This window comes from Cognatundibacterium griseum, from assembly GCF_014284195.1.
Taxonomy (GTDB): Bacteria; Pseudomonadota; Gammaproteobacteria; order Burkholderiales; family Burkholderiaceae_D; genus Undibacterium; species Undibacterium griseum.
The window spans coordinates 696,761-722,532 of the sequence record NZ_JACOGC010000002.1; the positions used below are offsets into that span (position 1 = coordinate 696,761).

Here is a 25,772-nt window from a genome sequence, read left to right on the forward strand (position 1 = left end):
TCAGTTGTCCGGGCAGTCTGCCCGCCTGTTGGATGTGTGCGACGCAACTTCAGATATAAGAGGTTGCGTCGCTGTATGTGCTTGTCGCGCTCGTTTCGCTTAAACGCCTTGCTTCAGCGAGGCTGCGATGAACTCATCCAGATCGCCATCGAGTACGGCCTTGGTATTTCCTGTTTCGAAACCGGTACGCAAATCCTTGATGCGCGACTGATCAAGCACATAGGAACGGATCTGATGACCCCAGCCGACGTCGGTTTTGGAGTCTTCCAGGTTCTGCTTTTCGTTCATGCGTTTGCGCAGTTCGAGTTCAAACAGTTTCGCTTTCAGCATTTCCCACGCTTCAGCGCGGTTGCGATGCTGACTGCGGTCGTTCTGACATTGGACGACAATGCCGGAGGGACCATGCGTCAAGCGAACCGCGGAGTCGGTTTTATTGATGTGCTGACCACCGGCACCGGAGGCACGATAAGTATCGGTTCGCACATCGGCCGGGTTGATGTCGATCTCAAACGATTCATCGACTTCCGGATACACAAACAGGCTCGAAAACGAGGTGTGGCGACCATTGTTGGAGTCGAAAGGCGATTTGCGCACCAGACGGTGAACACCCGTTTCTGTGCGCAGGAAACCATAGGCATAGTCGCCTTCGACTTTCAGCGTTGCTGTTTTAATGCCGGCCACGTCGCCATCGGATTGCTCAAGAATTTCAACCTTGAAGCCTTTACGCTCGCAATAGCGCAGATATTGTCGCAACAGCATTGACGCCCAATCCTGCGCTTCGGTACCGCCGGCGCCAGCCTGGATATCGATGAAGCAGTTGTTCGGGTCCATTGGATTGTTGAACATGCGGCGGAATTCCATGCCTTCGACCAGTTCGCGCAAATGCTGCACGTCGGTTTCGATGGATTCCAGCGTATCGTCATCGTTTTCTTCTTTCGCCATCGCGAACAGATCGTTCGCATCGCGCAAACCGGATTCGGCTTCAGTCAGTGTGTTGACAACGGCTTCCAGCGATTTTTTTTCCTTGCCCAGATCCTGCGCACGCTTGGGATCGTTCCAGACCGATGGGTCTTCTAATTCGGCGTTAACTTGTTCGAGTTTCTCTGACTTGATATCGAAGTCAAAGATACCTCCGGAGTTCGGCTTCGCGGACGGTCAGGTCGGCGAGCAGGGAGGACAGGCTATTGAGGCGTTCGGCTTCCATAATGGGTCATTTTAAATGCAGTAAAACCTTGCATTATACCCCGATCGGTTTTATGCAAGGCAGTTTGCACTGTATTTTGCCCGGATATTCTCAGGATAAGTGGGTAATCTGCCAAAAGTGAAGCTGATAGCAGGCAATCCTGATTACCAGACCGAGGTGGTGACGGTTGGTTTGTTGCCGCGATGGCTTTCCATCCATTTGCTCAGATGGGCTTTGAAGCAGTCCGGGCAGATATGATATTGGATTAACTGTGACTGACCGCCGTTGGGGAAGGATTCTTCTTCCTCCATTGAGATGGTGGTGAGAATTTTTTCATGTTCTTTTTTACCCCAGTTTTCATCCCAGTGTGATTCCGCACCACAGACATCGCAGGTGAGCTTGTCAAAAACTTCCTCGGTATGCTCAAGGATTAATACAGTCTTCATGTGCTTCATACGTCCTCCGAAAATGTGAATGACAGATGCAAGTCCAATTTTAGAGCGGTTAATCCATTTTACCGTAGCTGATCCGGTGCGGATACCGGAGATCAAAAAGCTGTGTGGCAAACACAGCTTTTTGATTTTGCGGGGCGGGGAATTGCCTGGCTCAGCCGGTATGATTCAGCGGCTACGGCTTCTGGCTGAAGCTGATTTTGCTTTCGGGACTTTGTATGACAGTCCCGTTGCTGAAACGGCGGACGAATTGGTTTTGCTGCTGGCAGCAGCGTTTCTGGCCGGCTGAGGTTTTTTTCCATACGTGTTGACCTTTGGTGCGGCAATCCGGCGACCATTCATGACGCCACTTTCACCTGGCGCAACAGGGATAGCCGGTTGGCGTGATGGAATCAGATGCCGGGGACCATTGCCAATGAGATCGCGTCGCCCCATGCGGAGCAGGCCTTCATGCAGAATTTCCCAATTTTCCGGTGCGTGATAGCGTAACAGTGCCTTATGAAATTTCCGGATTTTTCCGGAACGGGCGGTTTCCACTGCTTCCGAATCTTCCGTGACTTTCTTCAGCGGGTTTTTACGGGAATGGTACATCGTCGTTGCCAGCGCCATTGGTGTCGGCATGAAGGTCTGTACCTGATCCAGCCGGAAATCCTTTTCCTTCAGCCACAATGCGAGGTTGACCATATCGTCGTCCGTTGTGCCGGGATGGGCCGCAATGAAGTAGGGGATCAGGTACTGTTCCTTGCCAGCCTCCTTCGAATAACGGTCAAACATTGCCTTGAATTCATCATAGGTGCCGATGCCGGGTTTCATCATTTTCGACAGCGTATTTTGCTCGGTATGCTCAGGAGCAATTTTCAACAGACCGCCGACATGGTGGGTGACCAGTTCTTTCACGTATTCCGGCGAGCGCACCGCGAGGTCGTAACGCAGACCCGAGCTGATCAGGATTTTTTTGATTCCCGGGATTGCGCGTGCTTTGCGGTATATGGAGATCAGCTTACTGTGGTCGGTACCCAGATTGTTGCAAATCGTCGGATAAACGCAGGAAAGCCGGCGGCAGGATTCTTCGATTTTTTTATCTTTGCATGCCAGACGGTACATATTGGCTGTGGGGCCGCCAAGATCAGAAATGGTGCCGGTAAAGCCTTTGACTTTATCGCGGATGTCTTCAATTTCACGCAGGATGGATGGTTCTGAGCGGCTCTGAATAATCCGTCCCTCATGTTCTGTGATGGAACAGAAAGTGCAGCCGCCAAAGCAGCCGCGCATAATGTTGATAGAGAAACGAATCATTTCCCAGGCAGGGATACGTGCATTGCCATACGAAGGATGCGGTGCGCGCGCGTAAGCGCGGTCATACACGCCGTCCATCTCATCCATTGCCAGCGGCAGGGGTGGCGGGTTCAGCCAGACATCTCTGCTGTCGTGCGTTTGCACCAGCGCTTTGGCATTGCCGGGGTTGGCCTCCAGGTGGAACACGCGTGAAGCATGGGCGTACATGACAGGATTGTCTTTGACTTCCTCGAAAGAGGGGAGTCGTATGACACTCTTGTGCTGTTTGTTTTTCAGCATCAGCTGACGTTCTTCGCGGCTCATAATGCGGATCGCCTGTTGCTGCACCACGTCTGCTTTTTCATCCATCGCAGGTGCGGCGTCGGTGGTGCATTTGGCTTCTTTTTCCGGAGCCATGGCATACGGGTCGGTATGCGTGTCAATCCGGCCCGGCGTATCGATTTTGACGGAATGAATTTCTGTCCATTCTGCGTCCGGCAGCCAGCCTCGTGGCACCATGAAGGCGGTACCGCGCAGATTCCGGATATTTTTGATTGGCTCACCCGCAGCGAGCCTGTGAGTCAGATCAATCAGTGCACGCTCGGCATTGCCAAATAACAGAATGTCTGCTTTGGAATCCGGCAGCACCGAGCGACGGACTTTATCTGACCAATAATCATAATGCGCAATACGGCGCAAACTGGCTTCAATACTACCGATGACGACATTGGCTTCCGGAAAAGCTTCGCGCGCGCGCTGCGCATAAACGGTCAAAGCCCGGTCTGGCCGTTTATCTTTTTCACCGTTTGCCGTGTAGGCATCTTCCGAGCGGATTTTACGGTCAGCAGTGTACTTGTTGACCATCGAGTCCATATTGCCGGCAGTGACGCCGAAATACAGATTGGGTTTGCCGAGTACCCGAAATGCGTCGGCTGAATGCCAGTCGGGTTGGCTGATAATGCCGACGCGGAAACCGTGATGCTCCAGCAGACGGCCAATCAGCGCCATACCGAAGCTGGGGTGATCAATATAGGCATCTCCGGTAATCAGGATTACATCGCAACTGTCCCAGCCCAAGGCATCCATTTCTGCAAGGGACATAGGTAAAAACGGCGCGGTACGCTCACCACCGACATCCGGGCGGTAACGCGGGAAAGAAAATAAATTTTTAGGCTGAGGATTCATGGGCGCGATTGTACCGGAAACCCGCTTATCCTGCCGCAGAGTGACTGAAATTATGCTGAATAATCAATTGCTTGCGCGTGGGTGGCGGTTCTTAATAACAGATCTGCCTCATAATTTTTGTGGCGAGGTATCCATTTCAGTTCAAGATTGGGTAAAGCCTGCATCAGATGCTGTGCCTGTTCGCGGTAATGGGTTAATAATGCCGATTTTCCATTATCTTTATTCAGAACATCGTAGATCACCACCTGGCTATCACCTCTGATCAGGATGGATTTTGTGGCTTGCGGATCAATGGTGTCCAGTAGCAGTTTCAATGTCATGATCAGTGCCTGATACTCAGCATCGCTGCTGTCGCCATGTCCAATCGTTGAGGTGTGCTGAAATTCCTCGCCATCTGAGCTGCGCAGGATGCAGGCAATCTTGCAGACTCCCGGGTTAGGTTTGGCTGAACCGTCAAACCATGCGAGCCAGTCAGTTTGCACTCCATCGGTCAGGGTATCGGACATATTGTGTATCAAATGAGGGTCCCGGAAAAATTCTGAATTCATATCACTATTTTAATCGCGTAGGCACACCGGAGGTTTTTCGGATGATGCAGAACAGGTATAGTGCGTTTTTTATTTTTGTCACCCAAAAATTGATGTTGCACACATTATTTTTTAATCTTTGATATCAAAAAATGAACAACCCAGTGATTCCTTTCATTGTTGCACCTGATTACGCTCATACTGACGCGTGGCGCTCTGCTCTGCAGGCCGAGATGCCTGAATTCAGGATTACATCTGTCGATGCATTAACGCCTGAAGAAAAGCAGACAGTGACGGTTGCCATTGTTGCCAATCCTGATCCTGCCGTTTTACAACAATTACCAAAACTTGTCTGGGTGCACAGCGTATGGGCCGGTGTTGAGCGCCTGCTGACGGATCTCGGGCACACTGAATTAAAAATCGTCAGACTGATCGATCCCCAGCTGGCCGATACCATGGCGGAAGCTGTGCTGGCATGGACCCTGTACCTGCATCGTGACATGCCGCGTTACGCCCGCCAACAAAAGGCGAGGCAGTGGCTGCCCCATGCATACATCCCGCCGCAACGTAAAACCGTCAGCCTGCTGGGATTGGGGGCATTGGGCAAAGCAGCTGCTACGCGTCTGCAGCTGGCTGGCTTTCAGGTATGCGCTTGGAGCCGTCACCCTAAAGCGCTGGATGCCATTACCTGTTTTCATGGTGAGGAGGGATTGATCCGCATGCTGAACAGAACCGACATCCTGATTTGCCTGCTTCCATTAACAGCAGAAACCAGACACTTGCTGAATCGTAAAACACTGCAACAACTGCCTCAGGGTGCTTCGCTGATCAATTTTGGTCGTGGCCTGATTGTGCACGATGAAAATTTACGCACCATGTTAGATTCCAATCATATACAACATGCAGTGCTCGATGTGTTCGAGCATGAACCATTACCTGCAGACAGTTGGCATTGGCATCATCCGGGAGTCACTGTATTGCCGCATTGCTCTGCACCGACAGACCGGCAAACCGCTTCTGCGATCGTTGCAGCACGTCTGCGCAGTTACATGCAGTCCGGAGCAATACCTGAGAGTGTGAATGTCGCGCAGGGATATTGAGTGCTGGTAAGTCTGGCGAAATTGGCCTGTATGCACTATAATCTTTCGCTCAGTGTCGGGGCGTAGCGCAGCCTGGTAGCGTACTTGCATGGGGTGCAAGGGGTCGGAAGTTCGAATCTTCTCGCCCCGACCAATAAAATCAAGGACTTACAAATTTATATTTGTAAGTCCTTTTTGTTTTAAAAAGCATCAACCATCACAACGATGTCTGCTTGCGTATCAGACCTTAGTCAGTCTGAATATCGGCGTTGGCATCGTTGTGAACAAAGCCGGCGTCATCCAGAGCGAAAGCCGTGGCAGGCAAGGCATGCGGATTAATGGCTGTGACATTCCACTGAGTCGTGCCTTTGGCATCGGTGATTAAAAGCGGCAAATGCCATTGTGTGCTCCAGCAGATGTTGCTGGTGACATTATCGCGACTCAATGCGTACCAGCGGCAAGCTGATAATGGTTTGTCATTGTTGGGTGCCGTTTTCAGCGTTGTCAGTTGATATGCCCCGGTGGGCCGGGCCAGTGCGTGAGACATGCTGAACCAATCAGTGAAGTGGCCGATGCGATACAAATTGGTGCGATCAATGTCAGTACGTATTTTGCGTGACAAATCAAGCACAACCATTCGCCACTCGGCCTGATTGGATGACTTGAAAATATGCGTCTCCAATTTGTCATCGGTCCGCCGTTTCAGGCGCTGATCGCGATCACGCCATATCTCTATCTGGTGCTGTTTGCCGTCGACCACATAGGTGGCGCGATAATTCAACTGGCGGGTTTCGCCTTTGGCGTTGAAAGTCTTATCGAAATCCAGGTCGGCGGCCTGAGTACTGGCCGCCGCCATGATCCCGGTCAGAAGTAAAGCCCGGGTATTGATCATCTTAATTCCGTACTGGCTGGGCGTAATCGAAGTAACGATAGGTCTTGCCATCTACCGTCAGGTCTTTCACCATCAGATTGATCGAGTAGCTGCCATTGCTCAATGCTGTGTCGACAGTTGCACCAGTCAGGTCGCTTGGTACTTTAAACAGCAAGCCTGTTGCCGGTGCAGCTGGGTTGACGACGGAAGCCTTAACCACGGCTGCGTTGCTGCTGGCCGGCTTGACGAGTGCTTCGTTCAGTACGCGACCATCGGCTTGTGGCATGGACTGGCCCAGAATGTAGGCAACAGTTGGTGCCACGTCGACGTTACCGGATGGGTTGCTGACCACAGTCGATGTTTTGAAGGCAGGGCCGGTGGCAATCAGCGTATTGTGTACGTCGATCGGACTGAAGCTGCCGTGCATACCACGGTTACCGCCTGCACTTTCAAATTCAGTACCTGGCAGACCATTAACCAGTTGTTGCGCATCCCAGTTGAAACTGACTACGATATCTGGTTGTCCCTTGCCAGAGCGGACTGCATTTTCCAGATTGATCATGGACATTGGCAGCGTGCCAGGGATGACGCCATAACGGCTGTCTACGAAAATCGCACCGTATTCTTCGCGTGACTGCAGGAAGCGTACTACGGAAGCAATCGTGCCAGCATCGTGATCAGGTACATACAGATAGTCAGAACCACCGTTAGCCGCAATCACGATACCCTTGGCAGGCAGCGTCGCAGGAACCTTGAAACTGGCAACAGGTGCTGGCAAGGTGGAGCTGATCGCCTGGTACTTAGCATTGGCTGAACCGCACAGCGTGCCGCCGGCATCTACGCCGACTGGCTGAACGTTGCTGCCATCTGCCTTAATCCCGTACATGGCGGAAGTGCTGCAGCCATTACCGTCATATGCGTTGAAACCGGCATAGGTCAGCAAATCTGCAGTGCGCACGTCACCAGATACCGAGAAGCCATTGATGGCATCACGATTACCCAGAGAGGCGTTGGTGACACCATTGGTTACCGAGGTGCTGGCTGTGATGGCGCGCAGTGGATAGATGCTGGTCGGTCCGGAAACATTGCTGTGCGCATGATCAGAAACCACGATGATGTTGGTGCTGGTATCCATATTATTGGCCTTCAGCGCTGCCTGCAATTCACCAAGACGTGCGTCCTGTGAAGCCAGTGCCTTACGGTAGTTTGCCGAACCCGGTCCGTAGGCATGCTCGGTATTGTCCGGAGTGCGGAACCAGATCAGCGACAGGTCGGGCAATTTTTTCGGCAGGATGAAATCGGTATAGACCTTCATCATGTATTTGTTGGCAGCATCTTCAGGATTACCTTGTGTGGTATCAGTTGCATCTCTCGCCATCAGGCCGTTTGGCAATGCGAATGTGAGCGCGCCTGCACGGGCTGTCGGATCGCCATTTGTCGCAGCAAGAGTGACTGTTCCGGATGGATAGGCGTAAGTTGTATTCTTTGGCAGTGCGAAATTGGCTGCCTGAAGGTCGGTTACCAGTGAAGCAGGCAACACCGCATTTTCGTCAAGGAAGATTCCGCCGCGTCCCAGATCCTGGATGAACGCAGCACCGGATTTACCAATCGTAGCGGTTTTCAGACCTGCATCCTGAGCAGTTTTGAACAGGGACTTAACCAGCAGCAATTGGCTGCCGTAATAGTCGTTCAGTGTGGTGAGCACGGCGTAATCTTCGGTAAATACCGGGGCGACATAATCCTGATTGCCGCCTGACGCAGTCTTGCCGACTGGAATAGGCTGGGCAGCACCTGCTTGTGGCGGAGTCCAGAATGTGTTGCCATAAAATCCGCTGGTCTTAGGGAATGAACCGGTGGCGAACGACGAACCATTCATCATCGTGAAGGTCGGATAAGTCGAGTGGTTGTCGACAAAATGTACGCCAGCCTGACGCAGTGCATACAGATTTGGTGTATCGATCGGATTCACAGAATCAGGACGTAAGCCATCCCAGACCATAATGATGGTGCGCTGGACTGGCGCTGCAGCCGGTGTTGATACAGGGTTACTTGAGCTGCCACATGCGGTCAGAACCGCCAGTGCGGCAGCCATGCTCAGGAACAGGGGAGAAATGCGCATATTCGTGTCTCTTTTCAGTAAAGTTAGCGGAACTCACGTGCGCGCTTACTATAGAAATTGAAAATGACACCGGAATGACCCTGCCCGGGGAAAGTTGTATCAGTATGTATATAAGAAATGCCTTTGCTCGCTAATTCACCAATTCCGCAATGGCTAGAATTGATCAGCATCGCTGGCATGACTTCTCACCGTATTTTTCTTCCGGTTTCAATGCTGATCCCATTGATTTTTGACGGCTAATCGTTTTGAGCTATTCAAACAATAAAACCAGTTTGTGGGGGAGTGTCCTCTGAGCCGGCGACATCAGTATTGAATTGACGGTCAGCATCGAAACTTTTTACCCATAAAGTGCTGGAAGATGTTTTTGTGGGTAAATTTATATTTATTTTACCGATGCAATTTGTAGTAATTTAGATCACAATGCAAAAAAACATAAGGAGGAAGCCGATGAATGCTTGGATGGTATGGGCGACGTTAGCGGGGGCAGTCGTGATTCTGGAATTGTTCTCGGGAACATTTTATTTACTGATGATTTCATTTGGTTTATTGGCTGGCGCTGTCGCCGCATTTTTGTCAGCCGGAACTTCTGTCCAACTGCTGACTGCAGCCCTTGTCGGAACTGCTGCGACATTAGCTTTGCATAACAGCCAATATGGGTGGAAAGGTAATAAAGATGCTGCCCGCGATCCGAACGTCAATATGGATATCGGGCAGACGCTGACGGTCAGTGAATGGCAGGAGCAGAGTGGAGGCCGGTATACATCCCGCGCGATGTACCGTGGTGCGATGTGGGATGTTGAGTTGCAGCATGTGACCGGATATCCCGGAGAATATGTTATTCAGGAAATTCAAGGCAGTCGTCTGATCGTCCGTCCTGTATAGGAAAGTTTGATTATTCTGTTCAGTTCTGGCCGGTCAGTTTTTCAATCACAATAAGGTGAATGTATGGAAATAGGTAGCGTAGCCCTGGTAATTTTTATTTTGGCGATTGTTTTCGTCGTTAAAACAATTAATGTTGTTCCCCAGCAGCACGCCTGGGTCGTTGAGCGTCTGGGGAAGTATCACAGTACATTGGGGCCGGGTCTGAACATCGTTGTTCCGTTTATCGACCGGATTGCTTACAAGCATGTACTGAAGGAAATCCCATTGGATGTGCCGCCTCAGGTTTGTATTACCAAAGATAATACGCAATTGCAGGTGGATGGGATTTTGTATTTCCAGATTACCGATGCGATGCGCGCTTCATATGGGTCGTCCAACTATATTGCTGCCATTACTCAATTAGCCCAGACCACACTGCGTTCAGTCATCGGTAAAATGGAACTTGATAAGACCTTTGAAGAGCGTGATCATATCAACACAACCATTGTCAGCGCGATTGATGAGTCTGCGGCCAACTGGGGGGTAAAGGTGCTGCGCTATGAGATCAAGGACCTGACGCCACCAAAAGAAATTTTGCATGCAATGCAGGCGCAGATTACGGCGGAGCGTGAGAAAAGAGCATTGATCGCCGCATCAGAAGGTCGCAAGCAAGAACAGATTAATATTGCCAATGGTGAGCGGGAAGCTGCTATTGCAAAATCAGAAGGTGAGAAGCAGGCATCGATTAATCGGGCAGAAGGCCAGGCTGCCGCGATTCTGGCAATTGCACAGGCCAGTGCTGAAGCCATCCGGAAAACAGCATCCGCTATTCAGGAACCAGGTGGACAGGATGCCGTGAATCTTAAAGTGGCTGAGCAATATGTCGGTGCTTTTGGAAATCTTGCAAAGACGAATAACTCGATTATTGTTCCGGCCAATCTTGGAGATATGAGTGGTCTGATCGCAACTGCGATGCAGGTAGTGAAATCGCAGAAATCAGCCCCATAACTTGAACGTTCTGCCAATATTAACGATCGAGTCCGGAACTGCGCCTCAGACGTAACAATCGCAGCGCAGTTTCGGAGGAGCGCGAAGCGTTTTCAGCGACCGCCTTGTCTGATTTCTCCAAACAGATTTTTCAATTCTCTTGGTTGCGAGCGCCAGTATTGCGGCGGAGCATCCACCGTTCCGCCCAGTTTTGCTGCAGCGTGCCAGGGCCAATGTGGGTCGTAAAGAATGCCGCGTGCAATACCGATCAGGTCTGCCTGACCATCATTTAAGATGCGTTCGGCATGTTCTGCTTCAGTGATTAAACCGACGGCAATCACTGGCATAGAGGTAATTTTTTTGATCGCTTCGGCAAAATGAACTTGATAGCCAGATTCCAGTGGAATTTTCTGTTGTGTTGATAAACCGCCGCTGGACACATGAATAAACGCACAATCTCTTTGCTCCAGTGCCTGAGTGTAGGTGATGCTTTGCAGGATATCCCAACCGCCCTCAACCCAATCGCTGGCGGAAATTCTCACACCAAGCGGGTAATCTGCTGGTAACACCTCTTTTACCGCATCGATCACTTCCAGTGGAAATCGCATACGGTTTTCAAGGCTGCCGCCATATTGGTCAGTGCGCTGATTCGACAGCGGCGACAAAAACTGATGCAGCAAATAACCATGTGCACTATGAATCTCGATGGCATCTATTCCGAGACGATGGGCGCGAATCGCGGCATCGGCAAAAGCCTGTTTGATTCTCTGCATACCTGCGAGATCCAATGCCGCCGGAGCCGGTTCATTGGCTCCATGGGGAATCGCTGACGGTGCTACAGGATGCCAGCCACCTTCAGCCACAGGAATCAGCTGTCCACCTTCCCAGGGACGCTGGCTGGATGCTTTGCGTCCTGCATGTGCAAGCTGAATAGCGATCGGCATAGAAGAGTATTTCCTGACCGCACTCAGCATATTTTTCAATGCGGACTCTGTGGCATCGGACCACAGACCGACGTCGTAAGGGGAGATCCGCCCGATTGCCTCGACCGCCGTTGCTTCGATAATCAGCATACCCGCACCGGATAATGCCAGGTTGCCGAGATGGATGGTATGCCAGTCACTGACAAGGCCATCCTGCGCTGAATACTGGCACATGGGGGCGATGATAATGCGGTTTTTCAGGTGCAATGAACCAAGGTCAATAGGAGAAAACAGCGTGCTCATCTGATCTATCTTTCTTTGATTAAAAAATCTTACCCGGCATCATAAGTCAAAATAATGAACGCTGCTTCTGCGCACTGTATTGATGCAGATTCAATGGCGAATAAAAAAAGGGATACACGCGAACGGGTATCCCTGTTGAATCAGTCTATAACGGAGTTCAGTGTAATACCTTCTGGAATGCGGGATCGTTCAGATTTTTGAAGCGATATCCTTCATTCAGCAGACGGGCGATGATCCCATCCAGCTGTTTCAGCGTGTTGGGATGAATTTCATGCATCAGGATAATTCCGCCATTATGCGCACGTATTGACGATAAAACATGCTCCGCATAATCCTTTCGGTTGCGGGCGAGCACGCCGCAGCTCAATGCTTCTTTCGCATCCACTTCACCATGATGGTCAAATGCCCAGTCACAGGAGTCAACATGCCAACCAACGATACGGTATTCAAGGGACTTGAGTAACTGATTGGATTCGCAACTGGAGTTTCCGTAGGGGTAACGAAACAGCTTATATTCGTTTTCCTTGTTCACGATAGCAAGCCCTTTATTGATTTCTTCTTGCTGCTCACTGACCGGGATATCGTGAAAATTTGGATGGCTCCAGGAATGGCTTGCGACCAGTGTGTTTTCTGTATCGGTTACCTGTCTTACCAGATCTGGATGTGCCTCTGCCTTTTGGCCAATCATAAAAAAGGTGGCGGGAATCTGGTATTTTTTCAGCAACGCTAAGATCAGCTCTGTCTGACCGGGTTCAGGGCCATCATCAAAAGTCAGCACCACTTCTCCGGCCGGCGGTACAGCAGCAATTTCGGAAACAAAGCGGCAATGCTCTTTTAACGTGGTTTCATCAACGGTGACCCGTTCTTCCAACTTTTTCATGCGGTGCTTTTTTATTTTCGTGGTTTCCTCTTTCAGGGAGTGTCCTGAATCCGGTAGTGACTGTTCTTCCGCATGGAGAGAAGCAGGTATCAAAGCCCACAAGAATGTGATTGCAGCGCTGATTCGCAATACAGGACTCATCATCAGATAAAATTTCAGCATGATTTATTTCGCAGCTTCCAGGGATTCCTGCTGTTCAAGCCAGTCGCTTTCCATCTGTTCCAGTTCTTTAACCAGATAAGCCTGATCAAGCAGTAGTGCTTTCAGCTTTTCTTTATTCTGGTCACTGTAAATGTCACTGTCTGCCAGTTGCTGATCCACTTCCGCTTTTTTCAGATTCAATTTCGCCATCTGTTCTTCAAGCCGCTTAATGCGACTCTCTATGGGTTTGCGTAATGCTGACAGGCGCTGTCTTTCTTCCGCATCACGTTTTCGCTGTTCTTTGTCATCGACTTTGATGGCAACAGGGCTGACTTGCGGCAGGCTGTTCTTTTCTTTCTTTTTTTCTGGCAAAGCCGGACTGGCCGTATTTTCCAGTTTATTTTTAAACAGCCAGTCTTTATAGTCATCCAGATCGCCATCGAAAGGCATCAGTTTGCCGTCGGCAACGATAATGAACTGATCTGTTGTGGCGCGTAACAAGTGACGGTCATGGGAAACGACGACCAGTGTGCCTTCGAATTGCGCCAATGCCTCCGTCAGTGCTTCGCGGGTTTCCAGATCCAGATGATTCGTCGGTTCGTCCAGCAACAAAAGATTAGGGCGCTGCCAGACAATCATCGCCAGTGCGAGGCGGGCTTTTTCACCGCCGGAAAATGGTTTGATCGGGCTGGTGACCATGGTGCCTGGGAAGTTGAAACCGCCGAGAAAATTGCGCAGCTCCTGTTCCCGGACATCCGGCGCGATATGTGCCAGATGCCATAAAGGCGATTCATCATGCCGCAGCATTTCTACCTGATGCTGGGCAAAGTAACCGATCGACAGCCCTTTACCTGTCTGCATCGTGCCTGCCAGCGGAGGAATATCACCCACGATGGTTTTAATCAACGTTGACTTACCTGCGCCGTTCACGCCGAGCAAACCAATACGCTGACCGATCTGTAAAGAAAAATTGACTCCGCCAACGATTTTCTTTTCAGTAAAACTGTGGTCTGTTTTGGATTCCGTGCGGTAGCCGCAATCCACGTCTTCCATGACCAGCATCGGGTTTGGTGCGCTCAATGGTTCACGGAATTCAAACGAGAATTCTGCAGCAGCACGCAACGGTGCCAATTCTTCCATGCGGGCTAATGCCTTGATACGGCTTTGCGCCTGCTTGGCTTTAGTTGCCTTGGCTTTGAAGCGGTCGATGAATGACTGGAGATGCGCACGCTTGCGGTTCTGCTTTTCTATCATGCCCTGGGCTAGTTCTAACTGTGCAGCGCGCTGACGTTCAAAGGCAGAGTAATTTCCGGAGTAGCGTTTGAGTTTTCTGTCGTCAATATGGACAATCACATTGACTACGCCATCGAGAAAATCCCGGTCATGTGAGATGATGATCAGTGTTCCTGCATAACGCTTCAGCCAGTCCTCCAGCCAGATGATGGCATCGAGATCCAGATGGTTGGTCGGCTCATCCAGCAGCAACAGGTCAGATTTGCACATCAGTGCCTGCGCAAGATTGAGACGCATGCGCCAGCCGCCGGAAAAACTGGCAACAGGTTGATCCAGTTGCTCCAGCTTAAAACCCAGGCCAATCAGTAATTGCTCCGCACGCGAGCGAACCGTATAGGCATCTGCATCAGAGAGCGCGGCATACAGATTGCCAATCGCAATGCCATTGTCATGACTTTCCGGTTGAGCTTCAAGAGCGGCGAGTTCAGCCTCCAGTTTGCGCAGGGCAATGTCACCGTCGATGGCATAGTCAATTGCACTGCGCTCCAGCGGTGGCGTTTCCTGAGCGACATGAGCCAATTGCCATTTAGCCGGAAATTCTATGCTGCCCTGATCCGGGTGTAATTCGCCGCGCAGCATGGCAAACAGGCTGGATTTGCCCGCCCCATTTGAGCCGATCAGACCGATTTTGTCGCCGGGATTCAGCGTGACATCGACGCTGTCGAATAATGGTTTGGTACCACGGGCGAGAATGACTTGCTGCAGACGTATCATAGAAAATTCAATTCGGGGAGGGCTGTAATGCAGCAATCTGCCGCAGCAGTGCAGTAATTCAGCGTGGATTCGTTATCTGACCCTGAAGGTCGTTTGTTTGTTGGAGTCAATAAAAAAACGGGCAAACGCAGAGTTGCCCGTCATGTTACCGAAGGGCGTTTTCAGACCTGAAAATTGATCAAATCCCGGGCTTCAATCAGAAATACCATGTCGTCACCCGCACTGGTTGAAACCCAGGTCAGGTTCAGTTCTGGAAATGCAGCCTCTGCAAAAGCGCGCTCATTACCGATCTCTACCATCAGAATGCCATCTTCGGTCAGTCGTTGGGCTGCGCCGGCGATGATTTTCCGCACAAGATCCATCCCGTCATTGCCGCCAGCCAATGCAATCTGCGGTTCGTGCAGATATTCCTTCGGCAGTTTTGCCATCGAACCGGAATTCACGTAAGGTGGATTGCTGATGATCAGATCGTATTTTTTGTCGGGAACCCGGTTATACAAATCGGATTCAATCAGCGTGATGCGGTCTTGCAGTTCGTAGGTATTGACATTGATCTGCGCGACAGCCAGCGCATCTTGTGAGATGTCGACCGCATCCACGTGGGCATTCTGGAACATATCGGCCAGCATAATCGGCAGGCAGCCTGATCCGGTGCAAAGCTCGAGGATATTACTGATGCTGTCCGGATCATTGACCCAGGGTGAAAAATGCTCGGGAATTAATTCTGCAATGAACGAACGCGGTACGATGACGCGTTCATCGACGTAGAAATTATAGGTGCCCAGCCAGGCTTCATGCGTGATGTAAGATGCCGGCACGCGATCTGTTGCCCGGCGTTCAATGATGCGCAATGCGGCATCAATTTCATGGGGCAGTAAATTTGCGTCCATGAAAGGATCGATTTTATCCAAGGGTAAATGCAGGGAATGCAACAGCAGGTAAGCAGCCTCATCCAGCGCATTTGCACTGCCGTGGCCGAAGAACAGTTTTTCCTGATTGAAGCGGCTGACGGCATAGCGTAACAGGTCACGCAGTGTTTTAAAGGTTGTGGCTGGTGTGGGCATAATTTCAGTCTGGTAATGACGTACCGGGAAGCTGGCCTGAAAACATCAGGTCAGTAAATTTTCTAAAGTCCTGCGGTAAATATTCTTTAATGGATCAATATCGGCCAGTGCAATATGCTCGTCGATTTTATGAATGCTGGCATTCGGCGGGCCGAACTCTACCACTTGCGGGCAAATTTTGGCAATGAATCGTCCGTCGGAGGTGCCGCCGGTTGTTGATAACTCGGTTTCCAATCCTGTTTCTGACCGGATTGCATCGGCCAGCGCATCACTGAGGGTGCCTTTCGGAGTCAGGAAAGGGTGGCCGCCGACAGTCCATTTGAGTTCATAAGCGAGACCGTGCTTATCGAGTATGGCATGCACGCGTTGTTGCAAACCTTCTGCTGTACTGGCTGTCGAGAAACGGAAATTAAAATCAATCACAGCTTCGCCTGGTATGACATTCGAGGCACCCGTTCCAGCATGAATATTCGATATTTGCCAGGATGTCGGCAGATAGTATTCGTTGCCTTCATCCCAGATTTCCGCCACCAGTTCCGACATGGCTGGCGCGAACAGGTGAATGGGATTTTTCGCCAGATGCGGATAAGCGATATGTCCTTGCACGCCTTTGATTGTCAGCTTGCCGGACATCGTGCCGCGGCGGCCATTTTTAATGGTGTCCCCCAGTTTGCTGGTGGAAGTGGGTTCGCCGACGATGCAGTAATCCAGCTGCTCTCCACGCGCCTTCAGCTGATTGCAGACGACTACCGTGCCATCGGTGGCCGGACCTTCTTCATCACTGGTAATCAGAAAACCGATAGAGCCATGATGATCAGGATGGGCGGTAACAAATTCCTCGGTGGCGACGACAAAAGCTGCGATAGAGGTTTTCATGTCGGCAGCACCGCGTCCATACAGCTTGCCATCCCGCTGAGTCGGTGTAAAAGGGGCGGACTGCCATTGCGCGACAGGCCCTGTCGGCACGACGTCTGTATGGCCGGCAAAGACCAGCAAAGGTTGCTGCGTACCGCGACGTGCCCATAAATTGGTCACATCGCCGGACTGGATGGTTTCGCACTGGAATCCCAGCGGTTCCAGCAGGGAGATCAAGGTGTGTTGGCAGCCTTTGTCTTCCGGAGTGACCGAATCAAGGGCAATGAGTTGTTCGGTCAGTGCTAAGGTTTTGTTCATCATGATCAGAATTGAGAAAAAATATTGCTGAACTGGCTGTCAGAGAAACCAACCGAAACATGCTGTATGCCATCCTCATCGGTAATCTGCAGAACAGGACGTTTGATCAGGGAGGGATTGCTCAGCATCAGCGCTATCGCACCTGCCCGTGTATCGGCAGATTGCTTTTGAGTATCGTTCAGAGCCCGCCAGCTTGTTCCTTTGCGATTGATCAATTGGTCAGGTCCGATATGCTTGAGCCAGTTTTCTATCAAAACCGGATCCAGCCCTTGTTTTTTAAAGTCATGAAAGACGAAATCCGGACGATGCGCTTGCAACCAGACGCGGGCTTTTTTGACGGTATCGCAATTGGGGATACCGTAGGCAGTGATGTGAATGGTACGGCTGGTCATGAAGGAGTTTTGCTATCAGACATTCAGGGTAAATTCGGTAAACGAGGCTTCTTCTTTGGTCTCTGGTTCCGGTTCGGGAGCGGCCGCTGTGGTGGTGGCAGCTTCATTATTCAGCAGCCACAGCAGATTATTGGCAGAGTCCGCATTCGCCAGGCCTTCTTCTTTGCTGACAAGACCTTCTTTAATCAGGGTGAACAGTGCCCGCTCAAAGGTTTGCGAGCCAGGGGAGAGGCTTTTTTCAATGGCTTCCTTGATCTGGAAAATATCGCCTTGTTCAATCAATTCCGAAACGTAGCGGGTATTGAGCATAATTTCGACTGCCGGACAGCGGCCGCCATCGACCGCTTTGATCAGACGCTGAGAAATAATGGCTTTGATCGAAGACGCCAGATCCAGCAGCAGGGCTGTACGGTTTTCCATAGGGAAGAAGCTGATGATGCGGTTCAGCGCCTGGTAACTGTTATTGGCGTGCAGCGTTGCCAGCACAAGATGGCCCGATTGAGCGTACGCAATGGCAGACATCATGGTGTCGAGATCACGGATTTCACCGATCAGAATGCAGTCTGGTGCCTGGCGCAGAGAATTTTTCAACGCTGTTTTCAGGCTTTCTGAATCACTACCGATTTCGCGCTGATTAACAATTGATTTTTTACTGCGGAATAAATATTCAATCGGATCTTCGAGTGTCAGGATATGGCCTGTTTTAACACCGTTGCGATGATCCAGCATGGAGGCGATGGTGGTGGATTTTCCTGAACCGGTCGAGCCGACTACCAGGATCAGACCACGTTTTTCCATGATCAGATCAGACAGAACCGGTGGCAGATTCAGTGTGTCGATTCTCGGGATGTCACCGGGTACATAACGGAAAACAGCAGAAATGGAGCCGCGCTGACGGAAGGCCGACAGACGGAAGCGGCCAATGCCAGGAGCGCCGATACCGATATTGAGTTCGTTTTCGCGTTCCAGCACTTCCAGATGCTCGGGAGACACCACCTCAGACAGAAGCGACAAAATATTTCCCTGATCCATTTTTTGCTGATTAATTGGCAGCAGGTTGCCATTAATTTTCAAATGAACCGGCGAGTTCATCGCAAAAAACATATCGGAGGCATGTTTTTCCTTCATGAGCTGAAATAATCGCTCCATTGCTGCCATGATGTATCCTCTTCGCTGTGGTTCAGTTCAGGCCGGTTATTGCCGGCCTGATGATAATTGGTAAGGTCTTGTCAGGTGACGGAATCAGGCACCGCGCAACAGCTCATTGATGCTGGTTTTGGAGCGGGTCTGTGCATCAACGCGCTTGACGATCACGGCGCAGTACAGACTGTATTTGCCATCTGCGGAAGGCAGGTTGCCGGACACGACCACAGAGCCAGCCGGAACACGTCCATAAGTCACTTCGCCGGTTGCGCGGTCGTAAATCTTGGTGGACTGGCCGATATACACCCCCATAGAAATGACGGAATTTTCTTCGACGATCACACCTTCCACAATTTCAGAACGAGCACCGATAAAGCAGTTGTCTTCAATGATGGTCGGATTCGCCTGCATGGGTTCCAGCACGCCGCCAATGCCGACGCCGCCAGATAAATGCACATTTTTCCCAATCTGCGCGCAGGAACCGACTGTGGCCCAGGTGTCGACCATGGCACCTTCATCAACATACGCGCCGATATTGACATAAGAGGGCATCAGAATCACATTTTTTGCAATGAAACTGCCGCGACGTGCAACGGCAGGAGGAACCACGCGGAACCCCCCTTTGGTAAAATCTTCTGCGGTGTAATTGGCAAATTTGGTCGGAACCTTGTCAAAAAACTGCATGTGGTCACCGGATGGCATACAGACGTTGTCTTCGAGTCGGAAAGACAGCAGAACCGCTTTCTTGATCCATTGATTGACGTGCCACTGACCTTCTGCTTTTTCGGCAACGCGCAGACTGCCTGCATCAAGCTCGCTCAATACATGCGCGACTGCGTCGCGTACTTCTGCCGGCGCGGATTTGGGGGAAATCTCAGTGCGGTTTTCCCAGGCCTGATCGATGATTTGCTGTAATTGCTGTGTCATAGTAACTTCTTCCAATAAATTAACAGAGAGGATAAATTGTCCTGAACAGTCCATCGCTGTTCAGATTGCGCGTCAGCGGTCAGTCAGTGTTTTGCAGAAGGCCACGATACGCTGTGCCGCTTCAAGGCATTCTTCCACTTCGGCGACCAGCGCCATGCGAATACGGTTTTCGCCCGGGTTGATGCCATGCGCTTCGCGGGCGAGATAACTGCCGGGTAATACGGTGACATTATATTGCTCATACAGCTGGCGGGCGAATTCAGTGTCACTGATGCCATTCAGATCATTCACTCTTGCCCACAGATAGAACGCGGCATCCGGCAGTTGTACATCCAGCACTTCCGCCAGAAGGGGAGTGATCTGCGCAAATTTCCGGATATATTTTGCCCGGTTTTCTTCGACATGCGTTTCATCATTCCATGCATCAACGGATGCGGCCTGAATCATCGGGCTCATGGCGCTGCCGTGGTAGGTCCGGTAGAGCAAAAATTTCTGCATGATCTCTGCATCACCGGCGACGAAACCTGAGCGCAGGCCGGGGACGTTAGAACGTTTCGATAGGCTCGATAGTGTGATCAGGCGTCGATAGTCGCGACCCAATAAATGCGCTGCCTGCAGGCTGCCGAGTGGCGCTTCCTGCTTGAAGTAAATTTCCGAGTAGCACTCATCCGCAGCAATCACGAAGCCGTAGCGGTCTGATAAGTCAAACAGTTCTTTCCAGTCATTCAATGTCAGTACGGCCCCGGTAGGATTACCCGGCGAGCAGATATACAAAAGCTGTACCCGTTGCCAGACAGCCTCAGGAATGCTTTGATAATCAGGCGCGAAATTGCGCTGTGGATCTGCATTGGCAAAATAAGGCTCGGCACCGCTGAGATAGGCGGCACCTTCGTAAATCTGGTAAAACGGATTGGGGCACAGCACCAGTGGCGGGCCATCCTGACAGGCTGAAGGGTTAATAATCGTCTGAGCCAGTGCAAATAAGGCTTCCCTGGAGCCATTGACCGGCAAAATCTGTGTTGCCGGATTGAGTGCCGGAATGTTATAGCGTCGCGCCAGCCAGCCGGCGATTGCGTTGCGCAAAGCTTCAGAGCCAGCTGTTGCCGGATAGCTGGCTAAACCATCCATATTCCTGATCAGCGCATTCCGGATAAATTCCGGTGTCGGATGTTTCGGTTCCCCGATCCCCAGACTGATGGGCGAATACGCTGGATTGGGCTGGACGCCTGCAAACAGACGCTTGAGTTTCTCAAAAGGATACGGCTGTAACTTGCTGAGGTGAGGGTGAAAGGTCATTTTTTAATTAAAGAGACATGCCGGACAATCTGGTGCCTGCCTTTTGCTTGTATCAGTTTTGTCTGCCGTCAGGGCAGTGAGCTGACGATAATTCTGATGATGGCCTGCTTTGCCGTATTATAGCTGTTCGACGGATTCTTCAAAGAAAGGCTTTGAAGAAAATTCAACACTGCACAGGTTTCTTTTTCCGGGGAAATGATCTGGCTTATTCATTTTTCAATCTCTGCAGGTGAATTTTTGCTGTTTCAAATGGTATGATGCAAGGCTGTTCCTATAGAGGATGCCGCAATTTTCCCCGCTGTAAGCGGGTACCCTGGGTCTGACTGTCAACGATAATAAAATTTCATCAAGTGCGATTAACGTCTATTAAACTGTCGGGATTCAAATCATTTGTTGATCCCACCCATTTTCAGGTTCCTGGGCAACTGGTCGGCGTTGTTGGTCCCAATGGTTGTGGTAAGTCCAATATTATCGACGCGGTACGCTGGGTGCTGGGTGAGTCCAAGGCATCCGAATTGCGCGGTGAGTCGATGCAGGATGTTATTTTCAATGGTTCCACTCACAGAAAGCCGGCAGGGCGTTCTTCAGTAGAGTTGGTTTTTGATAACAGTCTGGGCAAGGCGGCCGGACAGTGGAGCCAGTATGCTGAAATAGCCGTCAAGCGTACGCTCACACGTGATGGCACGTCGACCTATTACATCAATGGCCAGCCCGTAAGGCGGCGGGATATTCAGGACATCTTCCTCGGAACCGGGCTTGGGCCGCGTGCTTATGCGATTATTGGTCAGGGCATGATTTCCCGTATTATTGAAGCCCGGCCGGAAGAACTGCGAATTTTCCTGGAAGAGGCTGCCGGTGTTTCCCGCTATAAAGAACGTCGCCGCGAAACAGAAAACCGGATTCACGATACCCATGAAAACCTGGTCAGGGTCGAAGATATTTTGCGGGAACTGAATGCGAATCTGGAAAAGCTGGAAGCGCAGGCAGTGATTGCAAATAAATTTCATACGTTGCAGGCCGATCAGGAAGAAAAGCAAAAATTACTCTGGCTGTTACGCCGGAATGAAGCTGCCGGGGAACAGAAAAAACATTTTGCCGAGATAGAAAAGACTCAGCTGGATCTGGAAGAGCAGACTGCCAGGTTACGTCACGTCGAGCTGGAGCTGGAGCAGATGCGGCAGGCGCATTATGCCGTTGGCGACCGCCTGCATCAGGCGCAGGGACATTTGTACCAGACCAATGCTGAAATTGGCAGCCTGGAAGCGCAAATCAAATTTGTCATTGAATCGCGCAGCAGACTGCAATCCCAGCTGCATTCACTGACAGCGCAGCGGGATCAATGGCAGCGGCAAAGTCATCAGTTGCAGGACGACTTGTCCGAGGCCGAAATTCAGGTCGAAGAACTGGCGATGCGGGCGGAGCAGGCCAGCGAGACTGCGCAATCGCAGCAGGATATCTTGCCTGAGATGGAGCAGCAATGGCGGGAGTGCCAGCTGAAAACTACTGAGTCGCGTGCCCGGATTATGCAAATGCAGCAGCAGATTGAACTGGAATCTGCGCAACAGCGTAATGCATCAAACATCCTGAATAGTCTCGCTGCCCGCAAAGAAAGGTTGCAGCAGGAGCGGCAAGGTCTGGTGATGCCCGATTCGGTGCATCTGGATCATCTGTCCATTCAACTCGAAGAAAAAAAGCAGATGCTGGAAGAGCTGAATATGCAGCTCGATGAAGCGCAGGAACGGTTGCCTTTGCTGGATGATGAGAGGAAGCAGGCGCAACAGCAGGTCAATCAGGACGCTGCAGAACTGGCGCAGCTGGAGGCAAGGCTGCTTGCGCTGAAACAGCTGCAGGAGAAGGTGCAGTCTCAGGGGAAAGTACAGCCCTGGCTGGAAAAACACGAACTGGGCAATTTGCCTAAACTCTGGCAAAAATTACACATTGAGACTGGCTGGGAAACAGCGCTGGAAGCTGTATTGCGTGAGCGGACTACATCGCTTGAAATGTCCAGCCTGGATTGGGCAAAAGCTTTTTTTAATGACGCGCCGCCAGCCAAGCTGGCCGTATATAGTCCGCTGGTGAATGCAGAACCGGTCGCATCGCTCAATGGATTCAAACCTTTCTTTAGTCTGTTGCAACTGAATGAGCCCGGTATTCGTGGTCTGATGCAGGACTGGCTGCACCAGATTTATGTCTCGGAGGATGTGACAACGGCTTTTGCCGGCCGACATCAGTTACCAGCCGGTGCGATGTTCGTCACACGCCAGGGACACATGATTTCCCGTTCCAGTGTCCGTTTTTATGCTTCAGATTCTGAGCAGGATGGTGTACTTGGCCGGCAGCAGGAGATTGAGAACATTGGTAAGCAGTGCCGCGCCAGACAATTGCTGGCTGATGAGGCCAAAAATCGCGCCGTCCGGGCTGATGCCGGATACAGTCAGGCGTCCGTGCAATTGCAGGAATTGCGTCAGCGCGTTGCCGCGCTCACGCAGGCCACGCATGCATTGCAGATTGAATACATGAAGCTGGCTGAGGTTCAGGAGCGCTTCAATCAGCGCAGTACGCAGATTGATACGGATCTGGCAGAAATCATTGCTCAGGAGAGTGAGCAGCAACAGGCACGTGCGGCTTCTGAGCAGACATTTGAAATCCTGGATGCCGAACTGGCTGAATTGCAGGAGGCGCACGAACAGGGACAAACGGTCTATCTGGAAAAAGAGCAGCAGTTAAATCAGGCACGTCAGCGGCTGCGTGATCTGGAACTCGCGGCGCAAGAGGCTGCGTTTGCCGAAAAATCACATCGTCATAAAATGGACGAATTGCGGCGAAATATCGCCACGGCACTGGAGCAGTCGGCGCAGTTATTTGCCAGCATGGAACAGGGGCAGCTGGAACTAGAGTCGATGGATGACCAGACTGCTCAGGCAGGTTTGCAGGATTTGCTCGACAAAAGAACTGAGCAGGAGCGGGCTCTGGCTGATGCGCGCCATGAGCTGGATCAGCTGTCGCAGCAATTGCGTCAGGCGGAAGATCATAAAACCCAGACCGAGCGCGGCCTGCAGCCACAGCGTGACCGTATCGTCGAATTACAGTTGAAAGAGCAGGCAGCCCGTCTGGCGCAGGAGCAGTATGATGAGCAGCTGCGTAATTTTGACGTGGATGAGCAGACTTTATCCGATAAGTTACATCCGGATCTGAAGCCTGCGTATCTGCAGGGGGAAGTCACCCGGCTATCGAATGCGATTACCGCTCTTGGCGCTGTGAATATGGCTGCGCTGGAAGAGTTGGCGCAGGCAAAAGAACGGAAAAATTTCCTCGATGCGCAGCATGCTGATCTGACTGAAGCAATCACCACCCTGCAGGATGCCATTCAGAAAATCGATATCGAAACCCGGGAATTGTTGCAGGACACCTTTGATAAGGTGAATCACCATTTTGCTGAGCTGTTCCCGGTACTGTTCGGCGGAGGGCAGGCGAAACTGATCATGACTGGTGACGAGATCCTGGATTCTGGCGTGCAGGTCATGGCGCAGCCGCCAGGAAAGAAGAATGCCACAATTCATTTGCTGTCCGGCGGCGAAAAAGCGCTGACGGCAACGGCGCTGGTATTTTCTATGTTCCAGCTGAATCCGGCACCGTTCTGTTTGCTCGATGAGGTGGACGCCCCTCTGGATGACTCAAACACCGAACGTTTCTGTAATATGGTGAAACAGATGTCATCCAACACACAGTTTTTATTTATCTCCCATAACAAGATTGCGATGGAAATGGCGCAGCAGCTGATCGGCGTGACCATGCAAGAGCAGGGAGTTTCCCGTATTGTGGCGGTGGATATGGAATCTGCCGTCAATTTTGCTACTGAGGTTCAAGCAGCATGACAGATCTACAATTAAGTTTATTGGCAGTCAGTGGTACTTTGGTTGTCGGCGTATTTATTTTCAATAAATGGCAGGAATATAAAGCAAAGAAAACCGTTGAAAATGCATTTGGCGACGGACATGATGATGTCCTGCTGAATCCGGCGCAACCGGATGATGCCATTCCTTTGCAGCGTCAGGAACCGGTGTTTTCCAGTGATGAGATCATCAGCATCGAGCCAGTCGAGGTTGCACTCTCCGGGGAGGATAGCGTGCTGCCGGCAGTGGCCGAGGCGGTAACTGGTGTGGTGCAGCAACCGGAAAAAGAGTTGCCGGTGGACGAACTGATCGATTGTGTGATTCCGCTGGAGTTCGATGTTCCGGTACGTGGCGAAAAGATTCTGGCTGAAATTTCGGAATTAAAATATGTCGGTAAAAAGCCTGTCCATTTCATCGGGCAGAGTCATGCCGGTGAGCGCGATGTGATTGCCACCGGGGGGGCTTACACCACTTTGTTTGCCGGTATTCAGATGGTCAGCCGCAGCGGTCCGCTCACGGAACTGGAGTATTCCGAATTCGTCATGAAATTACGTGCGATTGCCGATAATCTGAATGCGCATCCTGATATTCCGGATATGAACAGCGTGATCAGCAATGCGCGGGAACTGCACCAGTTCGTTGCCGAGCATGATGCCCAGTTAAGCCTCAGCATTGCTGCCAACGGCACCACCTGGGCATTGCATACACTGTTGCCGGCATTGGAAAAACTCGGTTTCGATCAGCGTCCGGATGGCCGCCTGATGATGCCTGACGGTGATGGCGGCAGTTTGTTCACTTTATCAACCAATGTCGGTGTCAGCGAAACGGTGACATCGCGCCTGACCCTGTTGCTTGACGTTCCTTGCGTGGCACCATCCCGCGATGGTTTCGGTGCGATGGCGGCGTGCGCAAAGTCGCTGGCGACCCGTCTGAACGGCGCGATTGTGGATGATGGCAATCAGTTGATTTCCAAGGCGGCGATTGATGAAATTGCCGGACAGGTCAATGAGTTTTACACCGCGATGGCAGAGGCCCGGATTCCTGCCGGCTCTATGCGCGCTCAGCGCCTGTTCAGCTGATTGTCTGCCTGA

20 protein-coding genes and 1 tRNA gene are annotated in these 25,772 nt (G+C 51.3%); 6 read left to right on the forward strand and 15 right to left on the reverse strand.

The window, feature by feature from the left end; translation table 11 throughout:
- Positions 1-99 precede the first annotated feature (99 nt).
- The 4 genes from prfB to H8K27_RS07585 form a co-directional block, all read right to left on the reverse strand.
- A protein-coding gene (prfB, locus tag H8K27_RS07570) for a peptide chain release factor 2 (protein WP_186862538.1) occupies positions 100-1,204 on the reverse strand; the annotation gives its coding sequence in 2 pieces (ribosomal slippage) (positions 100-1,122 and positions 1,124-1,204; 1,104 coding nt in all).
- A gap of 143 nt (positions 1,205-1,347) precedes the next feature.
- Complete coding sequence (locus H8K27_RS07575) at positions 1,348-1,638, reverse strand: hypothetical protein (RefSeq protein WP_186862539.1); 291 nt, start codon at positions 1,636-1,638, stop codon at positions 1,348-1,350.
- Positions 1,639-1,803: 165 nt separating this feature from the next.
- Positions 1,804-4,011: a YgiQ family radical SAM protein gene (locus H8K27_RS07580; protein WP_222610631.1), complete on the reverse strand. Its 2,208-nt coding sequence runs from the start codon at positions 4,009-4,011 to the stop codon at positions 1,804-1,806.
- 134 nt (positions 4,012-4,145) lie between these two features.
- Complete coding sequence (locus tag H8K27_RS07585) at positions 4,146-4,601, reverse strand: ribonuclease HI family protein (RefSeq protein WP_186862541.1); 456 nt, start codon at positions 4,599-4,601, stop codon at positions 4,146-4,148.
- 173 nt (positions 4,602-4,774) lie between these two features.
- On the opposite strand from H8K27_RS07585, the gene H8K27_RS07590 reads away from it, so the two are divergent.
- The gene (locus tag H8K27_RS07590) at positions 4,775-5,722 is read left to right on the forward strand and encodes a 2-hydroxyacid dehydrogenase (RefSeq protein ID WP_186862542.1); all 948 of its coding nucleotides are present in this window, start codon (positions 4,775-4,777) and stop codon (positions 5,720-5,722) included.
- A 56-nt stretch (positions 5,723-5,778) separates the two neighbouring features.
- A tRNA-Pro gene (locus H8K27_RS07595) sits at positions 5,779-5,855 on the forward strand.
- A 93-nt stretch (positions 5,856-5,948) separates the two neighbouring features.
- On the opposite strand, the gene H8K27_RS07600 is transcribed toward H8K27_RS07595, so the two are convergent.
- Together H8K27_RS07600 and H8K27_RS07605 are read right to left on the reverse strand one after the other, a co-directional pair.
- On the reverse strand, positions 5,949-6,593 hold the full coding sequence (locus tag H8K27_RS07600; RefSeq protein WP_186862543.1) for a hypothetical protein: 645 nt from the start codon (positions 6,591-6,593) through the stop codon (positions 5,949-5,951).
- 1 nt (position 6,594) lies between these two features.
- Positions 6,595-8,691 (reverse strand): alkaline phosphatase family protein, encoded by a 2,097-nt coding sequence (locus H8K27_RS07605; protein WP_230419005.1) that lies wholly within the window; start codon positions 8,689-8,691, stop codon positions 6,595-6,597.
- A 420-nt stretch (positions 8,692-9,111) separates the two neighbouring features.
- Here H8K27_RS07605 and H8K27_RS07610 point away from each other — a divergent pair, with 420 nt between their 5' ends.
- Both H8K27_RS07610 and H8K27_RS07615 read left to right on the forward strand, forming a co-directional pair.
- Positions 9,112-9,573, forward strand: a complete 462-nt coding sequence (locus H8K27_RS07610; RefSeq protein ID WP_230419007.1) for an NfeD family protein — start codon at positions 9,112-9,114, stop codon at positions 9,571-9,573.
- A 63-nt stretch (positions 9,574-9,636) separates the two neighbouring features.
- Positions 9,637-10,560: an SPFH domain-containing protein gene (locus H8K27_RS07615; RefSeq protein ID WP_186862544.1), complete on the forward strand. Its 924-nt coding sequence runs from the start codon at positions 9,637-9,639 to the stop codon at positions 10,558-10,560.
- A 92-nt stretch (positions 10,561-10,652) separates the two neighbouring features.
- On the opposite strand, the gene H8K27_RS07620 is transcribed toward H8K27_RS07615, so the two are convergent.
- From H8K27_RS07620 to dapC, 9 genes are all read right to left on the reverse strand, one after another.
- Complete coding sequence (locus tag H8K27_RS07620) at positions 10,653-11,765, reverse strand: NADH:flavin oxidoreductase/NADH oxidase (RefSeq protein WP_186862545.1); 1,113 nt, start codon at positions 11,763-11,765, stop codon at positions 10,653-10,655.
- 157 nt (positions 11,766-11,922) lie between these two features.
- Entirely contained in the window at positions 11,923-12,645 is a 723-nt protein-coding gene (locus H8K27_RS07625) for a polysaccharide deacetylase family protein (RefSeq protein WP_186862546.1), read from the reverse strand.
- A 165-nt stretch (positions 12,646-12,810) separates the two neighbouring features.
- Positions 12,811-14,793, reverse strand: a complete 1,983-nt coding sequence (locus H8K27_RS07630; protein WP_186862547.1) for an ATP-binding cassette domain-containing protein — start codon at positions 14,791-14,793, stop codon at positions 12,811-12,813.
- Positions 14,794-14,954: 161 nt separating this feature from the next.
- Positions 14,955-15,857 (reverse strand): 50S ribosomal protein L3 N(5)-glutamine methyltransferase, encoded by a 903-nt coding sequence (gene prmB, locus H8K27_RS07635; protein WP_186862548.1) that lies wholly within the window; start codon positions 15,855-15,857, stop codon positions 14,955-14,957.
- Positions 15,858-15,902: 45 nt separating this feature from the next.
- Positions 15,903-17,030, reverse strand: a complete 1,128-nt coding sequence (dapE, locus tag H8K27_RS07640) for a succinyl-diaminopimelate desuccinylase (RefSeq protein WP_186862724.1) — start codon at positions 17,028-17,030, stop codon at positions 15,903-15,905.
- Between the two features lie 5 nt (positions 17,031-17,035).
- Positions 17,036-17,422, reverse strand: a complete 387-nt coding sequence (locus tag H8K27_RS07645) for an arsenate reductase (protein WP_186862549.1) — start codon at positions 17,420-17,422, stop codon at positions 17,036-17,038.
- Between the two features lie 15 nt (positions 17,423-17,437).
- A complete protein-coding gene (locus H8K27_RS07650; protein ID WP_230419009.1) occupies positions 17,438-18,580 on the reverse strand; it encodes a PilT/PilU family type 4a pilus ATPase in 1,143 nt (380 codons plus the stop codon).
- A gap of 84 nt (positions 18,581-18,664) precedes the next feature.
- The gene (gene dapD, locus H8K27_RS07655) at positions 18,665-19,492 is read right to left on the reverse strand and encodes a 2,3,4,5-tetrahydropyridine-2,6-dicarboxylate N-succinyltransferase (RefSeq protein WP_186862550.1); all 828 of its coding nucleotides are present in this window, start codon (positions 19,490-19,492) and stop codon (positions 18,665-18,667) included.
- Between the two features lie 72 nt (positions 19,493-19,564).
- On the reverse strand, positions 19,565-20,788 hold the full coding sequence (gene dapC / locus H8K27_RS07660; RefSeq protein WP_186862551.1) for a succinyldiaminopimelate transaminase: 1,224 nt from the start codon (positions 20,786-20,788) through the stop codon (positions 19,565-19,567).
- A gap of 350 nt (positions 20,789-21,138) precedes the next feature.
- Between dapC and smc the strand changes: the two genes are divergently transcribed.
- Both smc and H8K27_RS07670 read left to right on the forward strand, forming a co-directional pair.
- Entirely contained in the window at positions 21,139-24,663 is a 3,525-nt protein-coding gene (smc, locus tag H8K27_RS07665; protein ID WP_186862552.1) for a chromosome segregation protein SMC, read from the forward strand.
- Entirely contained in the window at positions 24,660-25,760 is a 1,101-nt protein-coding gene (locus tag H8K27_RS07670; RefSeq protein WP_186862553.1) for a cell division protein ZipA C-terminal FtsZ-binding domain-containing protein, read from the forward strand. The genes smc and H8K27_RS07670 overlap by 4 nt, the downstream gene beginning before the upstream one ends.
- Positions 25,761-25,772 lie beyond the last annotated feature (12 nt).